A 25299-nucleotide genomic window follows, 5' to 3' on the forward strand; every position below is an offset into this window, starting at 1 on the left:
GCCCAGCTGACCGCACGTTCATACCGGGCTGTTGTCACTTTTCAACCCCATCTAAGGAAACGGATCCCATGCATCCTGAGATTATGCCCGCATTCAATCAAATCCGCAATGCCGTTCTGGGAAAAGAGAATGCCATTAAACGCTGCCTTACCTGCCTTCTGGCTGGCGGCCACCTCCTCATCGAAGACCTTCCGGGCATCGGAAAGACTACTCTGGCCAAGGCTACAGCCAGAACGCTGGGACTCTCTTTCCGGAGAATCCAGTGTACCAGTGACATGCTGCCCGGAGATATACTGGGTGTTTCAATTTTTGATGCCAAAGAACGCCTGTTCCGGTTTCATCCCGGCCCCGTATTCACTCAAATTCTTCTGAGCGATGAAATCAACCGCGCCGGCCCCAAAACCCAGAGCGCTCTTCTGGAGGCCATGGAAGAAAATCAGGTAAGCGTGGAAGGGGAAACCCACCCCCTTCCCCATCCATTTTTTCTCATGGCCACCCAGAATCCATGGGAGCAGGCCGGAGCCCATCCTTTGCCCGAATCCCAGCTGGATCGTTTCCTCATGCGTATTTCCATGGGATATCCGGACAGGGACGCGGAAAAACGTATTCTCATGGGCGAGTCCAGACAGTCCCTTCCAGGCCTGATACCCCTGCTGTCTGCGGAAAAAATTATCACGTTTCAGAAAAAAGTGCGGCAAATACGTATTTCCGGTGCCATGCTGGACTATATTCAGGATATTCTGGAGCATACCCGCAGCCACCCCCTTTTTCTTGCTGGGCTTTCCCCCAGGGCAGGCATGGCGCTGGTGCAGACAAGCCGGGCATGGGCCTTTCTCCACGACAGGGACTTCTGCCTTCCGGAAGATCTGCAGGCTGTTTTTCCATGGGTAGCCAGTCACAGGCTGCAAAAGGCCCGTGACTTTTCCGGATATACTCCGGAAGAAATGAAACAGATGCTCAAAGAAATACCTCTGCCATGAACAGAAAACCATCTTCACCGAAAAAAAACATCATCCTGCGGCCCACCGGTGCCGGTCTTTTCATGGGCCTGATCCTTCTTGTCACCCTGGTGGCATCCCTTAACGAAAACAATAATCTGGGACTGCTTCTTACCTTCTTTCTGTTCAGTATGGCCCTGTTATCCATGGCGGTCACCTACCGAAACCTGAAAGGTGCCACCATCATAAGCATGGAGTGCGACCCTGTCTTTGCAGGAGAGACCCTGTGTATCCATGCGAATATATCCAGTCCGGAAAGACCCCGTACCGGGCTGATGCTGGGCAGGGGCAAGGACATATCTCCTCCCCTTGGGGCAGGGCAAAACGACCGCATCCGCCTGAGCCTCTGCTTCCCAACGGGCCAGAGAGGAATTATGCAAATCAGCGGTTTTTCCCTGCGAACCCAAATCCCGTTTGGACTTTTTACGGCCTCCCTGCCCATCTCCATGAGTGTTCAGGCAATCGTCTATCCACAGCCCCTTGCCGCGCCCATGCCGGAACCAGCAACCGGACAATCCGGACAGCAAGGGGCCGCCACGGGCTTACGGCGAAACGGTAACGAAGATTTTACCGGACACAGGGCCTACACTCCGGGAGACCCGATCCGACGCATAGACTGGAAAATTTTTGCAAAAAACAGGGGACTTCACATCCGGGAGTTCAGTAACAGCGGCCATGCCATCATTCTGGATTATAATAACTTCCGGGATATGGACAAAGAAGAACGTCTTTCACGGCTCTGCCACGGAATCCTTCAGGCCGCAGCCTCCGGCAATCCCTTCGGCCTGCGCCTTCCGGACAGGGTGACAGCCCTTGCAGCCACCACGCAGCACCGGGATCACTGCCTCTGTCTTCTCAGTGGCTTTGAAAAAGAAGATCCCTTTCAAGAGTTCTTCTCCCTTATGCTGACGGCCATGGAAGAAGATGCGGGAACAAAATCTCTATGGCACAAGCTCTCCTGAGACAGGAAAGGTATGGCAAGGGATCCAGCCTGCGAACCTTTGTCTGCATCAACCCCTCATCACAATAAAAGGGAACCATGCCTCCAGCCCCCAGTTCGGCCTATCCCCTTCCGGAAGCAGATTCAGAAACCCCGGCCTCTGCATGGAAAAAACCAGAAACATTACCACTTCTCATCCTGGCTCTGGCCGTTGCCGCAGGCCCTCAGTTTCTTCATCAGCCCCTCTGGCTCTCCGCTGCCGTAGTACTGACCTGGGTGCTGTGCCTTGCCATGGCGAGGGGCAGGGTCGCCATGCCGGGTAAAAAAACACTGGCAGTCCTTACCTGGTCATGTTTCCTGATTATTCTTGGCGGGAGCAGCGGGTCTTTTGCTCAGGATGCCGGATCACGTCTGCTGCTCATCATGGCAGCCCTGAAAGTTCTGGAGGTAAAGACCCGGAGGGATGCCATGGCCCTTGTGTTCATTGCCCACCTCCTTGTACTGTCCAGTCTGCTCTATTCCGAATCCCTTGCCATGGCCCTTTATCTGGCTGCCGCCCTTATTCTGAACCACGGTGTTCTCGGCCTTCTTCATGACCCGGAAGCCGGGATCGGACAAAAAATCCGGAATGCATCCCTTCTTTTCATTCTGGCGGCTCCACTTGCCTTCACCCTGTTTATCATCTTTCCCAGACTGGCAAGTCCCCTGTGGGGAATACAGCAGCCATCCTCTGCCGCCGCAACAGGGTTTTCCGACCACCTCCAGCCCGGCCTTGTCACCAGTCTTGCAAGGGACCGGAGCCCGGCCTTCCGCGTTCATTTTGAAGGTGCGGTTCCTTCCTCTGAATCGCGCTATTTCAGGGGAATCATATTCCGGAATGCCACTGAAACCGCATGGCTCCCGGACAGAACACACCAGCCCGCCGCTCCTGCCGCAGCACTGTCTTCCCCATGGGTTCGCTATCACATCATACTGGAACCCCACCGCCAGCCATGGCTCTTTACTCTGGACTGGCCCATGGAAGGAACGCCGGACAGCCTTCTGACAGACACCGGACTGATGCATGGCAAAGAACCCGTCAGACAGCGTACGGGCTACACCCTCCGTGCTACCCGGACAAGTCACCATCTTGCCCCTCCTGAAGAAAGGGATCTCTATCTGCCTCCGGAAAGTAACCCACGGGCACAGGCACTGGGGAAAAGCATTCTGGCTACAGGCAGAACGGACCGTGAAAGATTGCAGGCTCTGACAGACTGGTTCATGGAAAAACCCTTTCACTACACCCTGAATCCCGGCATCCTTCCGGAAAAAAACGCCATGGATGTCTTTCTCTTTGAAACCAGAAAGGGATATTGTGAACACTATGCCATGGGCTTTGCCCTGCTGGCTCGGGCAGCGGGTATTCCCAGCCGTATTGTAGGGGGGTATCAGGGCGGGGAGGTGAATCCTGTGGGGTCCTATCTTCTGGTACGCCAGTCCCATGCCCATGCCTGGACAGAGGTATTCCTTGAAAAAGAAGGATGGCAGCGCTTTGACCCCACGGCCTTCATTGCACCGGACCGCCTGGAAGAAGGCGGCATGGAGGCCTCCCTTTCCGAAGAGGACAGGCGCGAGCTGGCACAGGCCAGAGACCGGGGCAGAATGGGAATACAGCTGCGCCCCTTTCTCCTTGTCTGGGACAGTGCCACCTGGTTCTGGCACAGACAGGTACTATCCTATACCCATGCCCGCCAGCAGCTCTTTTTTTCTGAAGCGGTCTCCTGGCTGGGAGACAGAAAACAGCCATTTTTCACCATTCTGGCACTCTGTCTGCTCTTCCTTTTTCTACGGTGTCTGACAAAGATGTTTCTCATGGGCTGGAACAAAGAGAAAAAAGAAAAGCTGCCCGTGGCCTGGCAGCTTTTCTGTCGCAGAATGGCAGATGCCGGACTGCCGAGGCATCCAGCGGAAGGGCCGGCGGATTACGGAGCAAGAATTTGTAGCCAGAGGCCGGATCTTTGCGCTGATACAGCCCCCCTGATAGAAACCTATATACGGCTCCGCTATGGCACTGAGCACCCGGACAGGGTGGATGTGGAACTTTTTCTCCAACAAATCAAAAAACGAAAAATCCCCTCTACAAGAACAGCTGAACGGAATCCCTTTCCCGGAAGACCGAAAACCGGCCCATGAAACAGGCCTGCGCCGGTACGGAATCCTTACGGCTGAACATCCGCCTTCGGTGGTATTTCTGCTCTTATGCAGATGAGCCCGCAACGGTTTCCAGATGCTGCATACGCCAATACAAACCCTTCTGACTCAGCAGTTCATCATGGGTTCCACTTTCCACAATGCGACCCCTGCGCAGCACAAGAATCCGGTCCGCGTGACGGGCCGTGGAAAGGCGGTGGGCAATGAGAAAGGTGGTTCGCCCCTTCATGAGCCGGGAAAGGGCCTCCTGTACCACCCCTTCTGACAAAGAATCCACATAACTGGTAGCCTCATCCAGAATGAGAATTTCAGGATCCCTCGCAAAAGCCCTTGCAATGGAAACCAGCTGGCGCTCACCGCTGGAAAGGGGTTTACCGTCTTCTTCCAGAAGGGTATCCAGCCCCATGGGCAGTCGGGAAAGGAGCAGGCCACATCCGGCATCCCGCAGAATTCCTTCCAGCTTTGCATCATGAAGGCCCTTTTCTTCCGACTGTATATTATCCCGCAGGGTACCGGCAAAGAGAAAGGGATCCTGCATCACCATGGCAATACGGCTCCGCCAGCTTTCCAGACAAAGTTCCCGGAGATCCACTCCGTTCACAAGAACCAACCCCTGAGCAGGGTCCCAAAAGCGTACCAGAAGGCTCACAAGGGAAGTTTTTCCCGCTCCGGTGGGGCCAACAATGGCAAGGGTCTCTCCCTTTCTGACCTCAAAATCCAAATCCTTCAGAATGGGCGTATCCGTTTCATAACCAAAGGAAAGGCGGGAAAAAGCAAGTTTCTCCACCGGTCCCGGATCCCTGCCTCCTTTTTTTCCTTCGGCCCCTTCCGGCTCATCAAGAATCTGAAAAAGACGCTCCGCACTGGAAAAGGCATTCTGCAGGGTGTTGTACTTTTCCGCAATATCTCTTACCGGTCTGAAAAACATACGGAGGTAGGAAATAAAAGCCACAAGTATCCCGAGGGAAATGCCGTCTGCCACCACACGAAGCCCACCATAATAAAGGATCAGAGCAAGCCCCACAGTACTCAGAATTTCCATGGCTGGCATGAACACGGCAAAAATTTTCACCTGCCTCATTCCGGCTTCGTAATGGCTGTAGCTCACCTTTTCAAAGACCCGCCCTGTTTCCTTCTGCCAGCCAAAAAGACGGATGACCGTCATGCCGCCGATGGTTTCGGAAAAACGGGAGTTGATTTCTGCTATGCGGACCCGCAGCTCCCGAAAAGCCTTTCGGGAGCTTTTAGCAAAAAAAACGGCAATCACCACAACCAGCGGCAGAATACTTACGGTCACCATTGCCAGGCGCACATCCAGCAGAAAAAGCATGATCACAATGCCGATGACCAGAAAAAAATCCTTGAACACAAAGGTGACAACGGAGGTGAACATTTCACTTACATTCTCCACATCTCCGGTCACCCTTGTAACCATACGCCCCAGGGGTGTTCCATGAAAATAGGAAAGGGGCAGTCTGCGCATGTGGGCAAAAATGGCCAGGCGGATATCATAAATGATCCGCTGGCCTCCGAGTTCCAGAAGAAGGGTATGGATAAAGGTGATACTGGCGTGTGCAAGGGCTATGGCCAGCAGCATAAAGGCAATAACCACCACACCCTTCCCGTCCGCTTCCCTGAGGGCCATACGGGTTTTCCCATCGGCCAGATCCAGGCTGTCCCGAAAAACAAACACCCCTTCTTTTTCCCCGTCCCTTGCCTCGGGAAAATTCTGCAGAAAGACCGCCACAAGGGGATTCTGCGGGTCCACCTCCACACTGTCTGCTCCAATGGATGAAACGGGAACAATGTAGCGATCCACCGCCTGTTTGGTCAGCCATGGAATGGCCAGATCCAGAGCCGTCAGTGCAAATACCAGCATGACAGCCAGCCCGAACACCAGCATGTGTGGACGCATGAAGGGAAAGAGACGGCGCACAAGGCCCATATCATCCATTCTCTTCAAGGCTTTTTCCTCAAAGGCCCTCATTCTCCGTCCTCCGAAAGCTCTGCTTCCATGGCCTGAATGCGCCAGGTTCTGGCGTAATAATCATCTTCTTTCATAAGCTCTTCATGGCTGCCTGCGGCGCGGATACGACCTTCTTCCATCACCACAATCATATCGGAGTGAGAAACGGCAGCAAAACGATGGGAAGCCAGAATCCGGGTCCTTCCTTCAAGGCTATCCAGCATTCGTATCATCCGACCTGCGGTCACCGTATCCACCTGGCTCACGGGATCATCGAGAAGCAGCACCTGCGCCGGAAGCAAAAGGGTACGGGCCAGAGCCACCCGCTGCTTCTGCCCTCCGGAAAGGGTTACCCCGCGCTCGCCCACCAGCGTATCCAGCCCCATGGGGAGGGATGCCAGCGTCTCCCTGAGCTGTGCCGCATCACAGGCTGCTTCCAGAACATGCTCATCCACAGGCATCAGACCTGAAATATTAGCCCTCAGTGTTCCGGAAAAAATCCATGGCTCCTGCGGCAGAAAATGAACGGCTTTGCGAAACTCATCAAAAGAGTAGTCCCTGACAGGGGTTCCGTCCAGAAGGATAGTTCCGGAATCCGGATCATACAGTCTGGCCAGAAGCTGCAGCAGGGTGCTTTTACCACTTCCCGGCGGACCCGTAATGCCTACCCGGGTTCCAGCCGGAATCTCCAGAGAAATATCCGCCAGCACAGGCACAAGACCGGATTCGAATGAAAAGCAGATATCTCGCAGGGAAAGACTGCCTTGAACCGGCCCGTGCTTCTGAGCACCATCGGGCTCCCGGACACTGGCCTCGCTTTCCATAACAAGGGCCAGTCGTTCCAGAGATGCCTTGCCCCGCTGGATGAGATTGGTTATCCAGCCAAGGGCCATCATGGGCCAGGTCAGCATACCCAGATAGGAGAGAAAAGCCACAAAGTCCCCTGTGCTGATCCGCCCATGAATCACCATCCATCCACCCGCTCCCACGACGATGGCCAGAGCCATATTGGTGAACAGCACCATTAATGGCATCATCAGGCCCGTAGTGCGGGCCAGTGCCATACGGCGGGACAGGTAATCCGCAGAATGGGCGGCAAGACGACGATCCATGAGCGAACCCATACCGAAAACCTTGACCACCCGGATACCGGAAAAGCCCTCCCGCACCATTTCAGTCATATCTCCCAGACCTTCCTGCACAGCGGTGTAGTTTGTGTGCATGCGCTTTCCCATCATCCGGGTGGTGAAAACGATAAAGGGCATGGGGATCAGGGCCAGCAGGGTAAGAGGACCACTGATCCAGAGCATGAAACCAACGGCAGCACCACCAAGGAGAAGGGCATCCGTTATGGCCACTATGCCCATGCCCGTGGCCATGCGCACATTCATGATGTCACTGGTGGCCCGGGACATGAGATCACCCGTACGGTTCCTGTCATAAAAAGAAGCATCCAGAGTCAGAAGATGGGTATAAAGCCTGTCCCTGAGACCCCGCTCGATCTTTCGGGAAGTACCGATGAGACAGTGCCGCCAGCCGTAACGAAAAAAACCGATCACTATGGCAAGACCGGCCACAATAAGACCATAGGTCAGAAGATCTCCGTGGGTGGCAGTTCTGTCCGAAAGACCGTCCACCACATGCTTGACCACCCTCGGAATCCAGAGCTGCAGACCGTCCACCAGAAGAAGACAGATAAAACCTGTCAGCAGCAGATAACGGTTTGCCACCAGATGGGGGTGCAGAAGACGATAGGGTTTCATACATTATCTCCGTTCCGTTATCCGGACGTTCCGTCCGGGCGTACGGGCACCATGCACCCGCCGGTCTTTTCGGTCAAGCCGAACTTTTTATAGGCACCCTTCTTGTATCCGGCCACAGGATGCCCTATATTTTATGACAATCCAAAGGGAAAAGTCCTTATTCCTTTTACAATCGCAACCTATATATCCGGATATTCCATGGCCCCCAGAGTCCGTCCCACACCGCAGCGTATCTTTGCCTCCCTCGAATCCGGGAATACTTCCGCCACGGACCTTCTTCGCCAGATTACGGACTGGCTGCGTCCTGAACCCGGAGAAAACATGGATACCGTATGCCGACGCATCGATCTGCTGGACAAGGCACAGGAAGAGAACCCCGATGCCAGCGAAAAAATAGCCACCATTCTTCAAGAATGGCTGGGACGCGCCAACTATTTTCTTGCCTTTGCCGTACTCGGACTTTTTTCCCGTCAAGGATTCATGCGGGAGCTGGGCAAACGCATCTATGAGCACATCAACCCCCTGCCTCTCAACGGTGACAGCCTTTCCGATGCCCTTTCCCTCATCTTCCATCATCCGGAAGATCCCCAGTGGGTTCAGGACCTTCCGGATGAAAGCTGGATGCATCTTTTCCGCATTTTATGGAATGCGGAAAGCGGAGATGCTCCCAGGCTTCTTGAAAAATCCATCAGTGAACTCCTCTATGCCATGGAAATGCTGTCCATATGGGTGGCTGGCGAAGAGCTGGAACCGGATCTGGTACGGCTGGAGCCAAGAATTGTATCCAGAGACTCTGCCTTTGTGGCTCTGCAGCGGGAGATTGCCCGCTACTGCCGGCATTATGAGGCATGGATACATGGTGAGATCAGAGAACTGGAAGACGATGCCCATGCACGGGTACTTCTGGATCAGTGCATGCAGGCGGTCACTGCTTTCCGAAAAAAATCCGTTACCAAAGGAACCAGCATTCCCCTTTCCTATCTGCTGGAACGGCTGGACCAAACCCTGAAACGCATTCAGGACATCCTTGATATTCTCACACCAATGAGACAAAAAGTTACCGAAAAAACAGCCATCCGTCTTTTTAAGGAACTGGTGACCGCCAGCCGTCAGCGCCGAAGTGTACGCGCCCTTTTTCAACGGAACATCCGGCTTCTTTCCCGCAGCATTACGGAGAATGCCAGTGATCACGGCGAACACTACATTACCCGCAGCCGCAAAGATTATTTCGCCATGCTCCGTTCCGGTGCTGGAGGAGGAATCATCATCGCCCTCATGGCCCTCATCAAAATCCGTATTATGGGCCTGGCCCTTGCCCCTCTGCCAGAAACCATCCTTGTCAGCCTGAACTACGGGTTTGGCTTCATGCTCATCCATATTCTCCATTTTACGGTGGCCACCAAACAGCCAGCCATGACCGCTGCCCGGCTGGCCGAAGCCATTCAGCAGGGCGAACACGGCGGTGCCAACCCCAAAAAGATTGCTGCCCTCCTTGTTCAGGTTGCCCGCTCCCAGTTCATTGCCATAGTGGGCAATGTGAGCGTTGCCCTTTCCCTGGCCTTTGCCATCGGATGGGTGTATGCCCTGCTTCGGGGCTTCCCCCTGCTCAGCCATGAAGCCTGTGAATATCAGATTTACGAACTTAAACCCTTTGCCAGCCTTGCCCTTCTCCATGCCTGCATTGCCGGTCTCTGGCTTTTTGTGGCCGGTCTTACGGCCGGTTTTTTTGATAACCGGGCAGCCTATATCGGCCTCAGAGACCGTTTAAAAAACCACCCCCTCCTCCGCCCCCTGCTGCCGGAAAAACAAAGAGCCGCCCTTGCCGACTATATCCATGAAAATTACGGAGCTCTTGTGGGAAACTTTTTTTTCGGCGTGCTGCTGGGGAGCACAGCCTACATAGGCATGCTTCTGGGACTCCCCCTGGGAATCCGGCACGTAGCCTTTGCATCGGGGAATCTCGGATATGCCATGGCCTTTGATTTCCCGGGTTTTTTCACTTTTCTGCTTTATTTCCTGTTTGTCAGCCTGATTTCCTTCTGTAATCTCTGGGTCAGCTTCAGCCTGGCCCTTTCCGTCGCACTCAGGTCAAGGAACACCCGTATACAAAGCTTTTCAAAGGTGATGTTTTTTTTCAAAGAACAGGTCAAGGCCGCCCCCCTTTCCCTTTTTTTCCCCCCTGCGGATACGGCAGCCGAAAAAAAAGATCAATCCTCCAGCAGCCATGGGCATCAAGATGATTCTGGTTAACTTTTATCACAAAAACAGTAAAACCCCACTTGTTTTTTCCCCATGGATGCCTTATGGTTAAATCAGGCTTTTTTACAAACCGTAAAAAAGCAGGATGCCCTTAGAACAATACAGAAAGGAGCAACCATGGAAAAAAGCACAAGACTGGCAGAACGCAGACATCACAAAGCCAGGGTAAGAAAAAAAAGAATGGATCTTGTAGCCCACTGGAAGGCACACAATCCAAGAGCACATGGTGTGGCAGTGGAAACCCCCACAGCGGTGGCACCATATAAGGAAAAAATGCCCAGTCTTCAGGTTCTCCGCTACAAAAACTGGCGCAAGGTAGCCAAGGAGGCCTGGGATATCAGTTTTGTACAGGGAAACCGACAAGTGATCTTCCACTGATATACATATGATACGTTGAGAACGGCTGGCAGAAAGTTATTTCTCCGGCCTTTCATCTTCCCTAAAAATTAAAAAGGAATCCCATTGCCGGGATTCCTTTTTAATTTTTAGGGTGTCTGGCAACCCGCCGGTGCTGTACTTCCGGCTGACAACTGGCAATGATTATCCAAAATCTGTCCTGACGGTCACAATCAGCTTCACTGGCTGACCCCCACCCTGCCCTGCAGCCTCGTTGTAAAAGGAATACGTTTCAAAGCTGGCAGACTGCTTGCCAGTTCACTCTCAAAAGACAGATGGTAATGCAGATCCACCCCATGCAGCAGTGTTTCATAAAGCGCAAAGCTTGACCGGCTGAAAGCAAAGCTCATAGGAAGCACAATTTCCTTTTCTTCTCCAGCTTCCCAAACAACCTTTTTGTTTACCTGACCATCGGCTGCGGACTTCCCGTTCAGGACGATCCCATAGGTGACATATTCCAGAGAAAGGGCAAAATCGTTGGCATTGTGCAGAAGAATACGCAGGCTCAGCTCCGCCCCTCCCATACTCAGCTCTTCCAGGGTCAGTCCTGCCACCCGGATTCCGGGCAACTGCGGCACAGGGATGCTCGACGCAGCGTTCAAAGGCAACCGCACCTTCCCCACCACAGGAACCTCAAAACCCATTCCGCCTGTAAAGGCAAGGTCAAGGGTCTTCATCTCCCGTCCGTGGACCAGCAATCCTGCGATCTCTCGAAACTCGACAACAAGCGGAAGGGTCAGTTTTCGGCTCTGACCCGCTGGCAGGCGGCCGGACTCTTCCATGCTCCCGGACAGAACCTTTACCTGCTGCAGTTCCAGAGCATAATCCAGCTCTCCCAGATGGATGTCATAGGGATTGGGATTAAACACCTCCACATCCACCAGCATACGGGCTTGCTCCATGGAAAGTTCAGACAAACGGATATCACTGACCCTGGCCTGGGGCTGCTGCCAGGCACCGGAGCCTTCCAGAAGGACGCAGCCACCGGAAGTCATCATGCAGAAATATACAAAAACGAAACAGATACCCATTTTATTTTTCAGCATATTCTTTTTATATCCCCCTGAATCGACTCTTCCCATACTACAGGATCTGTTGGTACCCATCTACAGAAACCCTTCCGGAAAAGATCCGCCGGGATGCCTGCCTGGTCTTTTTGGCCGCCGAACCATGCGCACCAGACCCGCAAACAGCATCTCCGGAAAAAGCGCCGTCAGAATGCCGGACATAAGGCCCGCAATGATGGCTGTGCCATTGAGCTTCAGCGAATAATCATAATGCTCCCACACAAAATCACGAACGTCTTTCACAGGACTTACGAAAACATGGAAAAAAGCGCGGAACCACCCTTTTTGAAACGCAGCCAGAGCTTCCTGCAACTCAAGATTCCGTTCATGAATATGGTGGATACTCTCTCCGCCATCACCAAAAACCGGATCTCCGCTTTCACGGTAATGATGAACCAGAGCCTTTATATCACCACTGAAATATCTGTCCGCATCCTGCTGAAAGCCTGCAAGACTTCGGGTGGATTCCAGAAGACGGGCTTCCAGGCTTTTCCCGTAGGCATCCATGAAGGAAGGAATCTGAATCCCCGCCATCACACCGCATAGAAAAAGCACCATGCGGACATAATCCATGACTCTGGCCATCACAAACCTCCACCGGATCCACTTCATGAATCATGCCGCACCGGAATAAAACCATCCCATACGAACAAAGCTTTGCCACCGATAGAGCAGGCTACCCGCAGAGCAGAAAACCCCGGCAGAGCCGAGGTTTTCTTCCGGTTGAACAGACCTCTGGGGACTATCCGCACGGCACATCTTTCCATCAGCCCAGGTTCTGCAGGGCGAATTCCCAATTAACAAGCTTATCCAGCACTGCCTGTACATAATCCGGCCTGCGGTTCTGGTAGTCAAGATAATAGGCATGTTCCCAGACATCAAGGGTCAGGACGGGTTGCAAACCGCTGGTCACAGGGGTCTCCGCATTACCCGTTTTCACTACCTTCAGCATCCCGCCATCCAGCACAAGCCAGGCCCATCCACTGCCAAACTGGGTAAGGGCAGCATCGGTCAGAGCCTTCTTGCATTCGTCCACACCGCCAAAAGCAGCTTCCATTTTCTCTTTCAGCACTACAGGCGGTTCACCGCCGCCCCCCGGTCTCAGACTGTTCCAATAAAAGGTATGATTCCATACCTGGGCAGCATTATTAAAAATGCCCGCCTTGTCTGCCTTGCCGGACACGGACCGTATGATTTCCTCCAGCGGCATGTCCGCATACTCCGTACCCGCAATGAGTCTGTTCAAATTATCCACATAGGCTTTATGATGTTTTCCGTAATGAAAGCTGATGGTGCTGGCCGTTATGACCGGATCCAAAGCGTTGTCAGCATAGGGTAGTGCGGGTAAGATGTGGGCAGATGTCTGCTGATTCATACGGGCCTCCTTTTGAATTGAATGACTTGAAAAACCAGGATCCATGAAACACTGATTACTAAGAAGAGTACGCTTTCTGCAACAGGACCGCAAGCCATCTTTCACCAATGGTTTCATAAAGAAAAATACGGATCGGAACTTTTTATACCACAAACACACAGCCCCTATCCTCCCTGTACAGGCATCCAAAAACATGGTAACCATATCAACTAATCGGTAAAACAACCTACAAAGAGACACAATGCATAGCCATTATTCTCCACAGGAAAGGAGCTCTCATGGGTGATACAACAGGCCTCATCATGGGCATAAGCCTTGCCATTCTGATTGCCCTTGTTCTTGGATGGCGTTCCCAAAAAAAAATGGCCCAAACCTGGCAGGGCAGGGTAACCAGAATCACAACCATTTCCGGAATACCTGCCGATGATGAGAACGGAAACTATACGGAAGATCAGATTATGGTCCAATACCTTACGGATGAAGGCAAAAAAGGAAAATTCCGTCTGGAAAAAAAATATTTCCTGCAGAACTATCCGGATCTCCAGATCAATGACCGGCTGGTGAAGGAAGCCGGCAAGGAACTCCCTAAGAAAGCCTGAATCCGGACGCGTTCACTTCAGGTGATACCTATCCACTTCCTCCATGCGAACACACTCCGTTTAACGAGGTTGCAAAGATCATTGATCCCTTGCCAACACCACGGCCAAACCCTCCGGCGCACAAAACGGCCACGGCTCATCCGCACAGCTCCGTTTACAACTGAATGTTCAGGTGAACGCAGAAAACAACTCTGACCCATCCAGCCGCTCCCGGCCCGTGCACACTCCCCGAAATCAAAAACAGGCCATTTCTCCATTCTGGCTTAGCTCACCTGAAGCAAGGCTTTACAGAATGGCAGGAAAACAGACATCCCTTTCTCCGCTCCTTTCCGCGAACAGATCCTATCCGCAATAAAATCACCCATCCGGGTATGGCACTGCCTGTGCATTGGAAAGGCACGTCAGACATGAATGATACTCAAACCGAATTACGTGCAGCGAAAAGGACCTCTGGATGAAACATACATATCTGATCGCCCTTGATGGATCCGGTCCTTCTATGGCAGCTACCCGTTATGCCGCTGCCATGCTGCCGGCGGACCGCTCTGAAATCGTTCTCTTTCTTGTGGAATCGGATATACCGGACTCCCTCTGGGATATTTATTCCGAACCGGAAAGGCTGGGCAGCGAGGACGCCCTTATGGAATGGAACAGGCGGCAGAAACAATGCTTTGCCACCATACTGGAGGCAGCACGTCAGACTTTTGTGGATGCTGGTTTTGCAAGGAAGCACATATCCATCAAAATGCAGAAACGAAAAGAGGGAATTGCCCGTGATATTCTTTCGGAAAGCACGGATGGATATGCCGCCGTTTTTGCTGGCCGCAAAGGTGTCACCAATCTTCCCCGTCTTCCCATAGGCAACATAAGCCGCAGGCTGGTTGCGCGTATCCAGCAGATTCCCCTTGTGCTGGTGTCAGAAAGCCTTGAAACCCGGCATATACTCATCGGCTTTGACAATTCACGGGACTCCCGCCGCTGCCTGCGTCTTGCAGCCAGTCTTTTCGCCGATTCAGACAGATACATCCATATCCGCCACATTGCCCGCACCCAGCTTCCCTTTCCCTGCCCTTCCCATGAAGTGGCAGCAGGCATCCTGCGGGAAGCACAGTCAAAAGACCGGTATGGAAAAATGGAGTCGGCCCTGCAAAAAGCGGCTCAGATACTGCAAGACAACCACTTCCGCAAAGACAGCATCGACTGTCTCATTGCGGAAGGGTACATGAACCGTTCCCTTGGCCTTCTCGACATAGCGGAAAAAAATGCCTGGGGTACCATCATGGTCGGCCGAAGGGGGCTTTCAAGGATGCAGGATTTTCTGGTCGGCAGGGTAGGAGAAAAGCTTGTGGAATTGTCAAGGGACCAGACCATATGGATTGTGCCTGAAAATTCCACGGTCTGGCCCTGACAGAGGGGCATCCATGCCAGGCTGGCAGCCGTCTTCCCCCACCGATAAAAAAAGAACCGGGCACAACCATCAGAGCGCCCCCTGAAGTTGCAGCTGCCCTATAACCCGACTGGTACCAATCACAATCAGCCTGTCTCCTCCCAGCAGCTTTTCCGCAGGCTGAACAGCCGTAATCTTCTCCCTGTCGCGACGGATTCCCACAAGGGTAACACCATAACTTTGCCGGAAACGGACCTCTCCGATGGACTGCCCCGCAAGAACAGAATCTCCTGCCACCAAGAGTTCTGCAATTTCAAAACGGTCGGCAAGCTCCGAGCCTTTCCGAACATCCAGCTGGTTGAGAACCCTTCCTGCTTCCTTCAAGCCAGCAGGCGGTCCAACAATGAGCAGCCGGTCTCCCGGAAAAATTCTGAACTCAGGTCCGGGATCATAATGGATGCCCCCCCCCCTGCTCACAGCGATAATGGAAACTCCGGTGAGAGACCGCAAGGGAATATCCCTGATCAGCTGCCCCGCTGCCGTAGCATCGGACTGCACCCGTACCTCCAGAAAGGAAACAGGCCAGTCAATATTTTCAGGGAGAAAATCCATAGCGTAGGTCAGGGCATCTGCTGCCTGCTCCGTGGCATCCTTGAAGGGCCGGAAAACAAGATGAGCACCAGCTTTTTCAAATTCTCCGGCCTCTCTCTCGGACAGTGCTGTCATGGCCAGCTTTCCCGTATAACCGGATTCTTTGAGGTTATGGGCCAGAGCCAGATTCATTTCTCTGGAACGGACCGTACTGAGCACCCATCGGGTTCTGTTCAGAGGAAGATGCTCATGCATATCCGGATCTGCGATGTCTCCGTACAGCACGGGAACTCCGCGCTCCCGCCAGCGATCCAGTACGACCGGATCGAAATCCACACATAAAACAGACTTTTCCCTGCGCAGCAGGTAATCCGCCAGACCGCTGCCATAATTCCCCAGCCCCACAAGAATAACATCCACATCACCGCTGTCCTCCGATGTGTCAATGGCCATCTCTCTGTATGGAATGGAGCGCTCAAAAATTTTTAGGGGTTCTGAGAAAAACTCATACAGTGAGGAGGAATATAAAATCATATACGTGGAAAGAAAAATGGTGACAACTCCTACCAGGGTAATCAGCCCCACGGTTTCACCGCTTATATGCCCGATACTTAAGCCAAGGGCCGCCACGATAAGGGAAAACTCACTGATCTGTGCCACCGTTAAGCCCGCCAGCAGAGATGTACGCCGACGGTACCCCATATAGCCCATGATAATGAGAACAATCAGGGGATTTCCGATGAGAACAAAAATGGAAAAAACAATGGCTGCGCCCAGCTGGGACCCAACCATATCCCACTCCAGACGCGCCCCCAGATCGATGAAAAAAAAGAGCAGAAGGAAGTCCCTCAGGCCCGTCAGTCTTGCACCTATGGACTCCCTGTAATCCGTTGGCGCAAGAGAGACACCGGCCAGAAATGCGCCCACTTCCTTGCTGAAGCCCAGCACTTCACTGGCAGCGCCCAGAAAAACCGCCCATGCAATGGCAAAAAGGGTCAGAAGCTCCAGAGAATGGGCCAGACGCCGGACCAGAATAGGCAGAACATATTTCATGGTAAGGGCAATACAGCCTAAAAAACCGAATCCTTTCGCAACAATGAAAAAAGTGGAAAGCCATGCTCCCTCTTCCGTGGTGAGGGAAGAACCAAAGGTCGTGAGAGCCACAAGGGCCAGTATGGCGGCAATGTCCTGAATAATCAGAAAACCGATGGCTATCTGCCCGTGAAGGGAGTCTATCTCTTTTTTATCGGAAAGGAGCTTGACAATAATGATGGTGCTGGAAAAAGTCAGGGCCACAGCCACATAGGCCGCACTAAGCCAGTTCATGTCCAGGGCCAGTGCGATGAAAAACCCAATGACGGAGGTGAAAATAATCTGTCCCAGGCCCGTTGCCAATGCCACCGGGCCTGTGGTGCGGATCAGTTGAAGATCCAGCTTGAGCCCGACAATAAACAGCAGCAAGGCAATACCTATCTCAGCCAGCAGCTCAATCTGCTCGTAACTGTGTATGATGCCAAAGCAGGATGGACCCGCAAGAATACCCGTTGCCAGAAACATGATAATCAGAGGCTGACGCAGCTTCTGACCGATAAGACCCGCAAGGGTTGCCAGACTGAGGATAGCTGCAATTTCCACAAAAGAACTGCCGCTGGTCATACCATACTCCCATATAAGTGTTGTTCCCATACGTCATATTGCATCTCTGTTTTCATCATACAAAAACCCCTGAAGAACACAGAGGTCTTGGTAAGGAAAATCCGCATATTTTCTCATTCACAGACACAGCCCTGCAAAACATGGAACTCAAAAAAACGTTTCATGGACTGCATTCTGTCAGATCCAGCCTCCAGTACACCACACCAGACAGAGGATTATGATAATAAGGGTCTGTCTGTTCAAAACCAAGGCCCGTATACAGCTCCATGGCAGCAGCCAGCCTGTCCAGGGTATCCAGCACCATCATCCGATAACCCGATGCACGGGCTTCACGAATCAATCGGACAGCCATATCCCTGCCCAGCCCCCGCCCCCGTGCATGGGGGCGGACATAGAGACGTTTCATCTCGCAAGCCTCTTCGCCGGCAGCGGGGCAGGATCGCAGGGCAGCGCAGCCACACACATGGCCCTGATCTCTGCCAAGGAGCAGAATTCCCTCGGGAGAGGCATAGGCACCGGGAAGGCCTGCCAGTTCTTTCTCAAAATCCTGAAAACAGAGATCCACCTTCAGGAATGACTGATACTCCCTGAAAAGCTCTTTCACCGTTTCTATTTCTTCCGGAGTTTGTACGGCTGCAATATCCATCTGCCCCATCATCTTTTTTCGGATTGACAACCAAATTTCCTGCTTTCATCCCACCGCAGAAAAAAGAGCCTCTCACCGCTTCCCATCCGGATACTGACAGAGCTCCATCAGAATTCCGTCCGGCCCCAGAAAATAGACAAGCTTCTTGCCGGTTTTCTCCCATGTCTGAACCGGACTGAGAAAAGAAACATGGTGAGCCTTCAGAGCCTTTACACACCCTTCCATATCCTCCACCTGAAAGGCCAGATGACGGAAACCGGGCTGGGTGGCCAGTGAAATATTCCGGGGAATCTCTTCCGGAGGAGTATACTGCAAAAGTTCCAGCCGCATGGCAGATCCTTCATGCTCCATGGCCACAAAACGACCCTTCCGCCCGGCAAGACCTGTCACCTTTTCCAGAAAAGTCGCATCCAGATCCGAGGTCATCACAGAACGGAAGCCCAGAATCTCAAAAAATGTCAGTGACCTTTCCAGATCCGTCACAACAATATTGAGGTGATCCATACATGAAATCATGGCTATGCCTTATTCCGGATTCGCTCCAGTCGTTCTGCCACCTCCGGCCAGTTCACCACATGCCAGAACGCATCAATATAATGTCCCCTTCCGCTCTGATACTGGAGATAATAGGCATGCTCCCACACGTCCAGCCCCAGAATGGGTGTCCCTCTTTTTTTCACCGTATCCATCAGGGGATTATCCTGATTCGGTGTTGAAGTGACAAAAAGGGATCCATTGGCATCCACACACAACCAGGCCCATCCGCTGCCAAAACGGGAAAGGGCAGCCCCATTGAAAGCCTGCTGCATTCTTTCAAAAGAACCGAAGTCCTGATCAATCCGTTCCGCAAGCCTGCCCTGAGGCACCCCCCCACCATCCGGAGACATACTCTTCCAGAAAAAAGCATGGTTGTAATGTCCACCCGCATTATTCCGTAAAGCATCGGGCAGCTTGCCTGCCTGAGCCAGAAGGGTTTCCAGGGAACGGTTAGCAAAGGCCGTTCCCTTCACGGCTTCTTTCATTCTGTCGAAATATGCCCTGTGATGCTGTTCATAGTGAATTTTCATGGTTTCCGCATCAATGTGGGGCTCCAGGGCATCCAAGGCATAGGGCAAGGCTTCAAACTTCAGGCCCGACACACCATCACTACCGCCGGAACAGGACACCATAAGCAGAAAAACCGCACAGATACAACCAGACCAGATACGCATCATTCCTCCTTTATCGCACCCCGGAACCCTGTCCCGGAAATGCTGTTTTGTTTACGGGCAAAGCCCTGAAATACTGCCTGATTATTCTGTCAGGTACCGCAGAAAGTACGGTGAACCACCTCCTCCGGTGCAGGAGCCAGGGCATATTCCTCCCAACCTTCCTTTTTTTCAAAGGGATTCGACACCACAGTCAGAAGGGAATGAAACAATGAAAAATCCCCTTCCTTTTCCGCTGCTTTCAGTGCCGCCTCCACCCTGTGATTTCGTGGAATATACAAGGGGTTCACACTCCGCATGGAAGCGGCCCTCTCCTTTCCCCCTTCCCTGTTCAGCCGATGCTGCCACCTTTGCACCCATTGCTGCACAGCCTCCCTGTCCCTGAAAAGACCCGGAAAAACACTGTCCTGCGGAGATTCCGCCAGATCGCACAGACTACGGAAACCGATGGTGAAATCCACAGAATTGGCATGCATCATTCCCAGAAGATCCTGTGCCAGTGCCATGTCTTCCGGCTGCCGTGTTCTGAATCCCAGTTTTTTCCCCATGCCGGAGAGCCAGCAATCCTGAAAATAATCCGGGAAACTGGCTAAAATGGCGTTGGCTGTCTTTATATCTGCTTCATTCATGAGCGGCAGCAGGCTTTCCGCAAAACGCACCAGGTTCCAGTGGGCCATACCCGGTTGCCTGCCATAGGCATAGCGCCCATGATGATCAATGGAGCTGAACACCCGTGCCGGGCTGTAGGCATCCATGAAAGCACATGGCCCAAAATCAATGGTTTCTCCGGAAATGGCACAATTATCCGTATTCATGACGCCATGAATAAAACCCACATGCATCCATGCGGCCACAAGACGGGCCTGTGCTTTCAGCACCTCCCGAAGGAGCCCCATATGGGGGGGCACCTGCTTATCCAAATGAGGGAAATGGCGTTCAAGGGTATAGTCCGTAAGTATCTGCAGGGCCGTGACCTTATCCCGTGCGGCCAAACCGGCAAAGGTCCCCACCCGGATATGACTGGCCGCCACCCTTGTCAGCACAGCGCCCGGCAGAACGCTTTCCCTGTGCACCGGCTCGCCCGTCAGCACGGCTGCAAGGGAACGGGTTGTGGGAATACCCATGGCATGAAGGGCTTCACTGATCATATATTCCCGCAGCACGGCTCCCAGCGGAGCCCGCCCATCCCCATTGCGTGAAAAAGGGGTTTTACCCGACCCTTTCAGCTGTATATCCCACCGCTTTCCCTTGTCATCTTTGACCTCGCCCAGCAGAATGGCCCTTCCGTCTCCCAGTTGTGGAACAAAATGACCGAACTGATGACCTGCATAGGCCATGGCCAAAGGACAGGATCCTTCGGGAAGGCTGTTGCCACAGAAAATCCCTGCCCACTCATCTTCGGCAAGGGACTCCGGGTGCAGACCCAGATCCGCCATCAGCCCTCTGTTCAGAAGGATAAGGCGGGGTGCTTTCACCGCAAGCGGTTTCTGCAGCATATACAAATCATCGGGAAGACGGGCATAACTGTTATCAAAAGAAAAAACAGGCATGGTAACCTTTCGGGCCGACAGAGCCCCCAAACATTTTCCGGCATCCGGTACAACAATCCTGCCTTTTTTCCTGCACTGGCATTCTCCAGTTTCAGATCCGGCCACAAAAGGAGCTTCCGTATAAAAAAAGACTATAGCAGGGGCTGTGGCCGGAAAAAAGTATAAACCCCAACAAAAAACGACACGCTTCCGGGCACCGGCCGCCATATACGGAGCTTCTTCTTGCTATGGCAAAAAAAGCATATTATTATCATCCATTATCATTTCTCTTTCTTCCCTGCTTCCACCTTATCTGCCCCATGCCATTATGTTTCATGCGGCTTCATCAGTTCCATGGGCCAGAAACCGCCTGACCGCCATCCGAAAGGACAGCCTGTATGCACACAGAAAACACGGCCATTCCGGAAAAAGATATGATCCGAACCTTTGAAAGTGTTGCCAGCCGCATGAATGGCTTTCTGTACCGCTGCATGAACGATCCGAACTATACCATGCTCTTTATCAGCGGCATGGTAAGAAAAACCACAGGATACAACCCGGCCGATCTGCTGCACAACAGGGTGGCCTCCTATGTGTCCCTTATCCACGCCGATGATCTCGCAAAGGTGGATCAGGCCATAGAGCAGGCTCTGGCAAAACATGAAAACTGGGATATGGATTATCGCATTCACTGTGCCGATGGCAGCATACGATGGGTCAATGAACACGGAGGACCCGTCTTCAGTGACAATGGTGACATGCTGTTTCTGGAAGGGGTGATCACCGATATCAGCCAACGCAAAGAAGAGGAAACCAAACGCCGTGAACAGATGGCTGCCATCGGCATGGCCAGCCAGCAGATCATTGCCCAGACCCAGAACATCCTTGAAGTTCTGGATACCCTGAAAATGCTCAGTCTCAATGCAAGAATCGAGGCTGCCAGAGCCGGTGATGCCGGTAAAGGCTTTGCCGTCATTGCCGATGAGGTAAAAAACCTTGCCGATGAAACCGGAAAATCGGCCAAAGCCATCACGGATCTTGTCCAGACACTGGATCAGCTGCTGAACAGTGGAAAAAAAGTGGCACGGCACAGGACAGGCAAAAAATAAAAAAGCTCTGATCAGGCTGCTCCCGTGCGGTGTTGTCCACCGGCACGGGTCCGGCAATCAGGATACAGCCACACCCTTTTCTCTGAGGAATGCCTTCAGATCCGGAATGGCAATCAGACCATAGTGAAAAACCGAGGCCGCCAGCAGGATGTCGGCTCCCGCGTCCACCGCTTCATGGAAGTGTTCCAGCGTTCCCGCTCCTCCGGATGCCACAATTTCCGCAGAAACGGCCGCTTTCATGGCCCGAATAACGGGCAGGTCATAACCGGTTTTGGCTCCGTCACCCGCCTTGCTGGTGGGAAGAATCACCGGCACGCCAAAATCGTCCACCCTTTTGGCCCACTCCACGGCATCCACGCCCGTAGCCGTACGCCCTCCATTGATGTACACTTCATAACCCGAGGGCATGGAGGCATTCCGATCCACATCAATGGCAAGCGTAATCCGCTCCCTTCCCAGAGCCCTAACCAGTTCCGGTATCAGGCCCGGATTCCTGAAAGCCGCACTGCTCAGGGAAACCCTGTCCGCACCGGCCTGCAGAACCGCCTCTGCCGATGCCACATCCGCAATGCCGCCTCCCACGGTAAAGGGTACAGTGGTTACCTCGGCAACACGACGGACCACATTCAGCATGGTCTGACGTCCTTCCACCGTGGCAGTAATATCCAGAAGGGCCAGTTCATCCGCACCGCTTTCGCAGTAGGCCCTGGCGCAGGCCACGGGATCACCCGCATCCTGAATATCCACAAAATGGACCCCCTTCACCACACGCCCGTTCTGCATATCCAGACAGGGCATAATTCTCACTTGTCCGTTCATTGAAAAATCTCCTGATTTTTTCCTCGTTGCTCATCCCTCTTTACCGGATGAGCCTCTCATCTGCAGATAACAAAAAACTGACTTTCATACCGGCTTCCCAATCCGCAAAGAGGCAGCCCTTCATGAAAACCGGTTCAGCAGTGGCGGAACCCTCAGCCTATTTACGGGCTTTACGGCATTTTTTGTCAGCTCTCAAAAACTTCCAAACAGTGTTCCAAGAACAATCAGCACCACAAGGGAAACAAAAGGAACAACCATGGCCGTCATGGCAAGATCAAAATAGGCCTGGCGATGGGTCAGTCCCGTAATGGCCAGCAGTGTAATCACCGCGCCATTATGGGGAAGGGTATCCAGACCGCCTGTGGCCACGGCTGTAACGCGGTGGAGAAGATCCGGGCTGATCCCATGGAGTTCCGCCATCTGCATATAGGTATCTCCCAGAGTGGCAAGGGCAATGCTCATACCTCCCGAAGCCGAACCCGTCATCCCCGCAAGAACATTCACTCCAATGGCAAGGGAAATAAGCGGATTATTCCCCCCCAGCCCCACCACGCCATCGCGGATAAGCAGAAAAGCACCCAGCGAGGCGATAACCGCACCAAACCCCACAAGGCTTGCCGTATTAAAAATAGGCAAAAGGGAAGCATTCGCTCCGTTATCAAGGGTTTGTTTCAGATGACCCAGCCTGTTTCTGTTGGTCACAATGAGAAGAACAATGGCGATGACAAGGGCAGCGATAACAGACCAGATACCCCTTACCTTATCGATGCCGGTCTCGCCGTAAAGAGGCTGGGACAGATAAGTCGTGTCCATTCGCGGAATCACCCAAAAGGTAGCGGCAAGGTTCACGGCTATCACCAGCACCAGAGGCAGTACGGCCACCAGAACGGATGGCGGATTTTTGGGTTTTTCCTCAACGGGCAGCTCCATCAGATCAAAACCCTCACAGGCGGAACGTTCGCGAAGGTCCTTGTCCGGAATAAATTCTGCATCTTTATGATCCCCGTATCCCATGGAACCCAGTTTTTTTGCACGAAACTGCAGCCAGAGCATGCCGAGGCTGAACATAACCGCGGCCGTAATAATCCCCAGACCGGGCGCGGCAAAGGGAGAGGTCCCGAAATAAGGCATGGGAATGGCATTCTGAATGGCAGGCGTTCCGGGCAGGGCTGTCATGGTGAAGGTGAAAGCTCCAAGGGCAATACTGGCGGGTATCAGCATTTTAGGGATGTCGGCACGGCGAAACAGTGCGGCGGCAATGGGATAAACGGCAAAGGCAACCACAAAAAGGGACACCCCTCCATAGGTCATCACCGCGCAGGAAATCACCACGGCCAGAATGGCCCGGCCCGTACCGAGCTTTTCAATGATGGCATTGGCAAGAACCTCCGCACTTCCGGAATCCTCCATCAGTTTACCAAAAACCGCTCCCAGCAGAAAAACAGGGAAGTACAGGGCAATAAAATCCGCTGTGGAACCCATGAAAATCTGGGTATAACTGGCCAGCACTCGTCCTTCCAGGCTGGCCACAACGGCAAAGGTTGCCAGCACGGGGGCAAGAATCAGCAGGCTGATACCCCGGTAGGCAAGATAAATCAGAAGCCCGAGGGTCAGAAGAATGACAGAAATTCCCAGCATGACTATCCCTTCCCTTTCTTTGCTGCGTCCATGGTTTCGTCCACTTCCGGGGGTTGGAAACTGTCTGTGAAAAGACTTTTCAGATTAAAGGTGGATCGCTGCCCCAGATCTTCGAAGTGGTCGGCAAGAAAACGATCCGCCCACTGCCATCCCCTTTTGTTGAGATACTGAAGATAGGACCACTCCGCATTCATTTTACTGGACGCTTCCAGTCCCTTCAAATCTTCGTGGGCATGGATGATGTGAACGAAAATATCTCTGTATTGCTGGGAATCCAGCTTTGCCGATGCAATAATCTGGTGCAGCAGTTCAATGGAACGGAGTTCCTTGATAAGGCTGGAGTTAAAGGTAATTTCATTAATCCTGTTAATAATTTCACGGCTGGTCTTCGGCAGTGTGTCCCGGACCATCGGGTTGATCTGCACCACAATGAGATCCCGTGTAGCCGTATCCTCCACCAGGGGATAGAGGGCCGGATTTCCGATATAGCCTCCGTCCCAATAGGCTTCTCCGTCAATCTCAACAGCCTGAAACATAAGGGGCAGACAGGCAGAGGCCATGACCGCATCCACGGAAATCTCCGGCTGGGTAAATGTACGCCCCCTGCCCGTCCGCACATTGGTTGCGGTCACAAAGACCCGGATATCCGTGCAGTGGTTTACGCAGTCAAAATCCACCATGGATGAAACCAGATCTCTCAGAGGATTGATATTCATGGGATTCAGCTCATAGGGCGAAAACTGACGACTCAGCTGTTCAAAAAAAAGATAGCCCGGAGAACGCTCCATTGAATAACTGTCCGTCAGACGATCCCAGATACTGCGCTGAATGGGTGAGGTCATGGCCCCATCGCTCACTGCTTTCCAAAAATACTCAAGGGCTTCCCTTGCACCTTTACGGCCGCCACAATCCATGCCGGCGGCAACCACCACCGCATTCATGGCTCCTGCACTGGTGCCGCTCAGTGTTGCAATCTCGATTCTGTCATCATCCAGAAGCCGGTCCAGAACACCCCAGGTCAGGGCTCCGTGAGAACCACCTCCCTGCAATGCCAGATCCACAACCTTACGCTCTTTTTTTCCGGTCATTTGTTTCTCCTTTATGCCATGTAAACGCTTCAGAGAAAACAGTAGGCCATACCTGCTTTTCACTCTGTCATGCCC

At 52.9% G+C, this 25299-nt stretch carries 21 protein-coding genes; 8 read left to right on the forward strand and 13 right to left on the reverse strand.

From position 1 onward, the window contains the following. The first annotated feature begins 68 nt into the window (after positions 1 to 68). The 3 genes from OOT00_RS09695 to OOT00_RS09705 all read left to right on the forward strand — a co-directional run bounded on the left by OOT00_RS09695 (position 69) and on the right by OOT00_RS09705 (position 4110). Positions 69 to 980 carry an AAA family ATPase gene (locus tag OOT00_RS09695; protein WP_265425178.1) on the forward strand — a complete coding sequence of 304 codons (912 nt, stop codon included), beginning with the start codon at positions 69 to 71 and terminating at the stop codon, positions 978 to 980. Then, complete coding sequence (locus tag OOT00_RS09700; RefSeq protein ID WP_265425179.1) at positions 977 to 1960, forward strand: DUF58 domain-containing protein; 984 nt, start codon at positions 977 to 979, stop codon at positions 1958 to 1960. Before OOT00_RS09695 ends, OOT00_RS09700 begins: the two co-directional genes overlap by 4 nt. A 77-nt stretch (positions 1961 to 2037) precedes the next feature. Beyond that, positions 2038 to 4110 carry a transglutaminase TgpA family protein gene (locus OOT00_RS09705; RefSeq protein WP_265425180.1) on the forward strand — a complete coding sequence of 691 codons (2073 nt, stop codon included), beginning with the start codon at positions 2038 to 2040 and terminating at the stop codon, positions 4108 to 4110. Between the two features lie 64 nt (positions 4111 to 4174). On the opposite strand, the gene OOT00_RS09710 is transcribed toward OOT00_RS09705, so the two are convergent. Then, positions 4175 to 6082 (reverse strand): ABC transporter ATP-binding protein, encoded by a 1908-nt coding sequence (locus OOT00_RS09710; protein WP_265425249.1) that lies wholly within the window; start codon positions 6080 to 6082, stop codon positions 4175 to 4177. 29 nt (positions 6083 to 6111) lie between these two features. Continuing rightward, complete coding sequence (locus tag OOT00_RS09715; RefSeq protein WP_265425181.1) at positions 6112 to 7857, reverse strand: ABC transporter ATP-binding protein; 1746 nt, start codon at positions 7855 to 7857, stop codon at positions 6112 to 6114. A gap of 198 nt (positions 7858 to 8055) precedes the next feature. Here OOT00_RS09715 and OOT00_RS09720 point away from each other — a divergent pair, with 198 nt between their 5' ends. Both OOT00_RS09720 and OOT00_RS09725 read left to right on the forward strand, forming a co-directional pair. Then, complete coding sequence (locus OOT00_RS09720) at positions 8056 to 10107, forward strand: site-specific recombinase (RefSeq protein WP_265425182.1); 2052 nt, start codon at positions 8056 to 8058, stop codon at positions 10105 to 10107. 126 nt (positions 10108 to 10233) lie between these two features. Next, entirely contained in the window at positions 10234 to 10494 is a 261-nt protein-coding gene (locus OOT00_RS09725) for a hypothetical protein (protein WP_265425183.1), read from the forward strand. 197 nt (positions 10495 to 10691) lie between these two features. Here OOT00_RS09725 and OOT00_RS09730 read toward each other — a convergent pair whose 3' ends face one another. From OOT00_RS09730 to OOT00_RS09740, 3 genes are all read right to left on the reverse strand, one after another. After that, positions 10692 to 11558: an LEA/WHy family protein gene (locus OOT00_RS09730; RefSeq protein WP_265425184.1), complete on the reverse strand. Its 867-nt coding sequence runs from the start codon at positions 11556 to 11558 to the stop codon at positions 10692 to 10694. A gap of 60 nt (positions 11559 to 11618) precedes the next feature. Beyond that, a complete protein-coding gene (locus OOT00_RS09735) occupies positions 11619 to 12164 on the reverse strand; it encodes a DUF2937 family protein (RefSeq protein WP_265425185.1) in 546 nt (181 codons plus the stop codon). A 181-nt stretch (positions 12165 to 12345) separates the two neighbouring features. Further along, positions 12346 to 12954, reverse strand: a complete 609-nt coding sequence (locus OOT00_RS09740) for a superoxide dismutase (protein WP_265425186.1) — start codon at positions 12952 to 12954, stop codon at positions 12346 to 12348. A gap of 278 nt (positions 12955 to 13232) precedes the next feature. Here OOT00_RS09740 and OOT00_RS09745 point away from each other — a divergent pair, with 278 nt between their 5' ends. Beyond that, positions 13233 to 13553: a hypothetical protein gene (locus OOT00_RS09745; protein WP_265425187.1), complete on the forward strand. Its 321-nt coding sequence runs from the start codon at positions 13233 to 13235 to the stop codon at positions 13551 to 13553. 454 nt (positions 13554 to 14007) lie between these two features. Further along, the gene (locus OOT00_RS09750; RefSeq protein ID WP_265425188.1) at positions 14008 to 14961 is read left to right on the forward strand and encodes a universal stress protein; all 954 of its coding nucleotides are present in this window, start codon (positions 14008 to 14010) and stop codon (positions 14959 to 14961) included. Between the two features lie 69 nt (positions 14962 to 15030). Here OOT00_RS09750 and OOT00_RS09755 read toward each other — a convergent pair whose 3' ends face one another. The 5 genes from OOT00_RS09755 to OOT00_RS09775 all read right to left on the reverse strand — a co-directional run bounded on the left by OOT00_RS09755 (position 15031) and on the right by OOT00_RS09775 (position 20591). Beyond that, positions 15031 to 17217: a monovalent cation:proton antiporter family protein gene (locus OOT00_RS09755; RefSeq protein WP_265425189.1), complete on the reverse strand. Its 2187-nt coding sequence runs from the start codon at positions 17215 to 17217 to the stop codon at positions 15031 to 15033. Positions 17218 to 17347: 130 nt separating this feature from the next. Next, complete coding sequence (locus OOT00_RS09760) at positions 17348 to 17863, reverse strand: GNAT family N-acetyltransferase (protein WP_265425190.1); 516 nt, start codon at positions 17861 to 17863, stop codon at positions 17348 to 17350. Between the two features lie 42 nt (positions 17864 to 17905). Continuing rightward, positions 17906 to 18349, reverse strand: a complete 444-nt coding sequence (locus OOT00_RS09765; protein ID WP_265425191.1) for a VOC family protein — start codon at positions 18347 to 18349, stop codon at positions 17906 to 17908. A gap of 2 nt (positions 18350 to 18351) precedes the next feature. Beyond that, a complete protein-coding gene (locus OOT00_RS09770; RefSeq protein ID WP_303649941.1) occupies positions 18352 to 19044 on the reverse strand; it encodes a superoxide dismutase in 693 nt (230 codons plus the stop codon). Between the two features lie 89 nt (positions 19045 to 19133). After that, positions 19134 to 20591 carry a protein adenylyltransferase SelO gene (locus tag OOT00_RS09775; RefSeq protein WP_265425192.1) on the reverse strand — a complete coding sequence of 486 codons (1458 nt, stop codon included), beginning with the start codon at positions 20589 to 20591 and terminating at the stop codon, positions 19134 to 19136. Positions 20592 to 20968: 377 nt separating this feature from the next. Between OOT00_RS09775 and OOT00_RS16240 the strand changes: the two genes are divergently transcribed. Further along, entirely contained in the window at positions 20969 to 21679 is a 711-nt protein-coding gene (locus OOT00_RS16240) for a methyl-accepting chemotaxis protein (RefSeq protein WP_303649942.1), read from the forward strand. A 57-nt stretch (positions 21680 to 21736) separates the two neighbouring features. On the opposite strand, the gene hisF is transcribed toward OOT00_RS16240, so the two are convergent. The 3 genes from hisF to OOT00_RS09800 form a co-directional block, all read right to left on the reverse strand. Next, positions 21737 to 22498, reverse strand: coding sequence for an imidazole glycerol phosphate synthase subunit HisF (gene hisF, locus OOT00_RS09790; RefSeq protein ID WP_265425193.1), 762 nt, complete (start codon positions 22496 to 22498; stop codon positions 21737 to 21739). Between the two features lie 192 nt (positions 22499 to 22690). Further along, positions 22691 to 24136: a GntP family permease gene (locus OOT00_RS09795; RefSeq protein ID WP_265425194.1), complete on the reverse strand. Its 1446-nt coding sequence runs from the start codon at positions 24134 to 24136 to the stop codon at positions 22691 to 22693. 2 nt (positions 24137 to 24138) lie between these two features. Continuing rightward, positions 24139 to 25224, reverse strand: coding sequence for a patatin-like phospholipase family protein (locus OOT00_RS09800; protein ID WP_265425195.1), 1086 nt, complete (start codon positions 25222 to 25224; stop codon positions 24139 to 24141). Positions 25225 to 25299 lie beyond the last annotated feature (75 nt).

The organism is Desulfobotulus pelophilus (genome assembly GCF_026155325.1).
In the GTDB taxonomy this organism is placed as follows: domain Bacteria; phylum Desulfobacterota; class Desulfobacteria; order Desulfobacterales; family ASO4-4; genus Desulfobotulus; species Desulfobotulus pelophilus.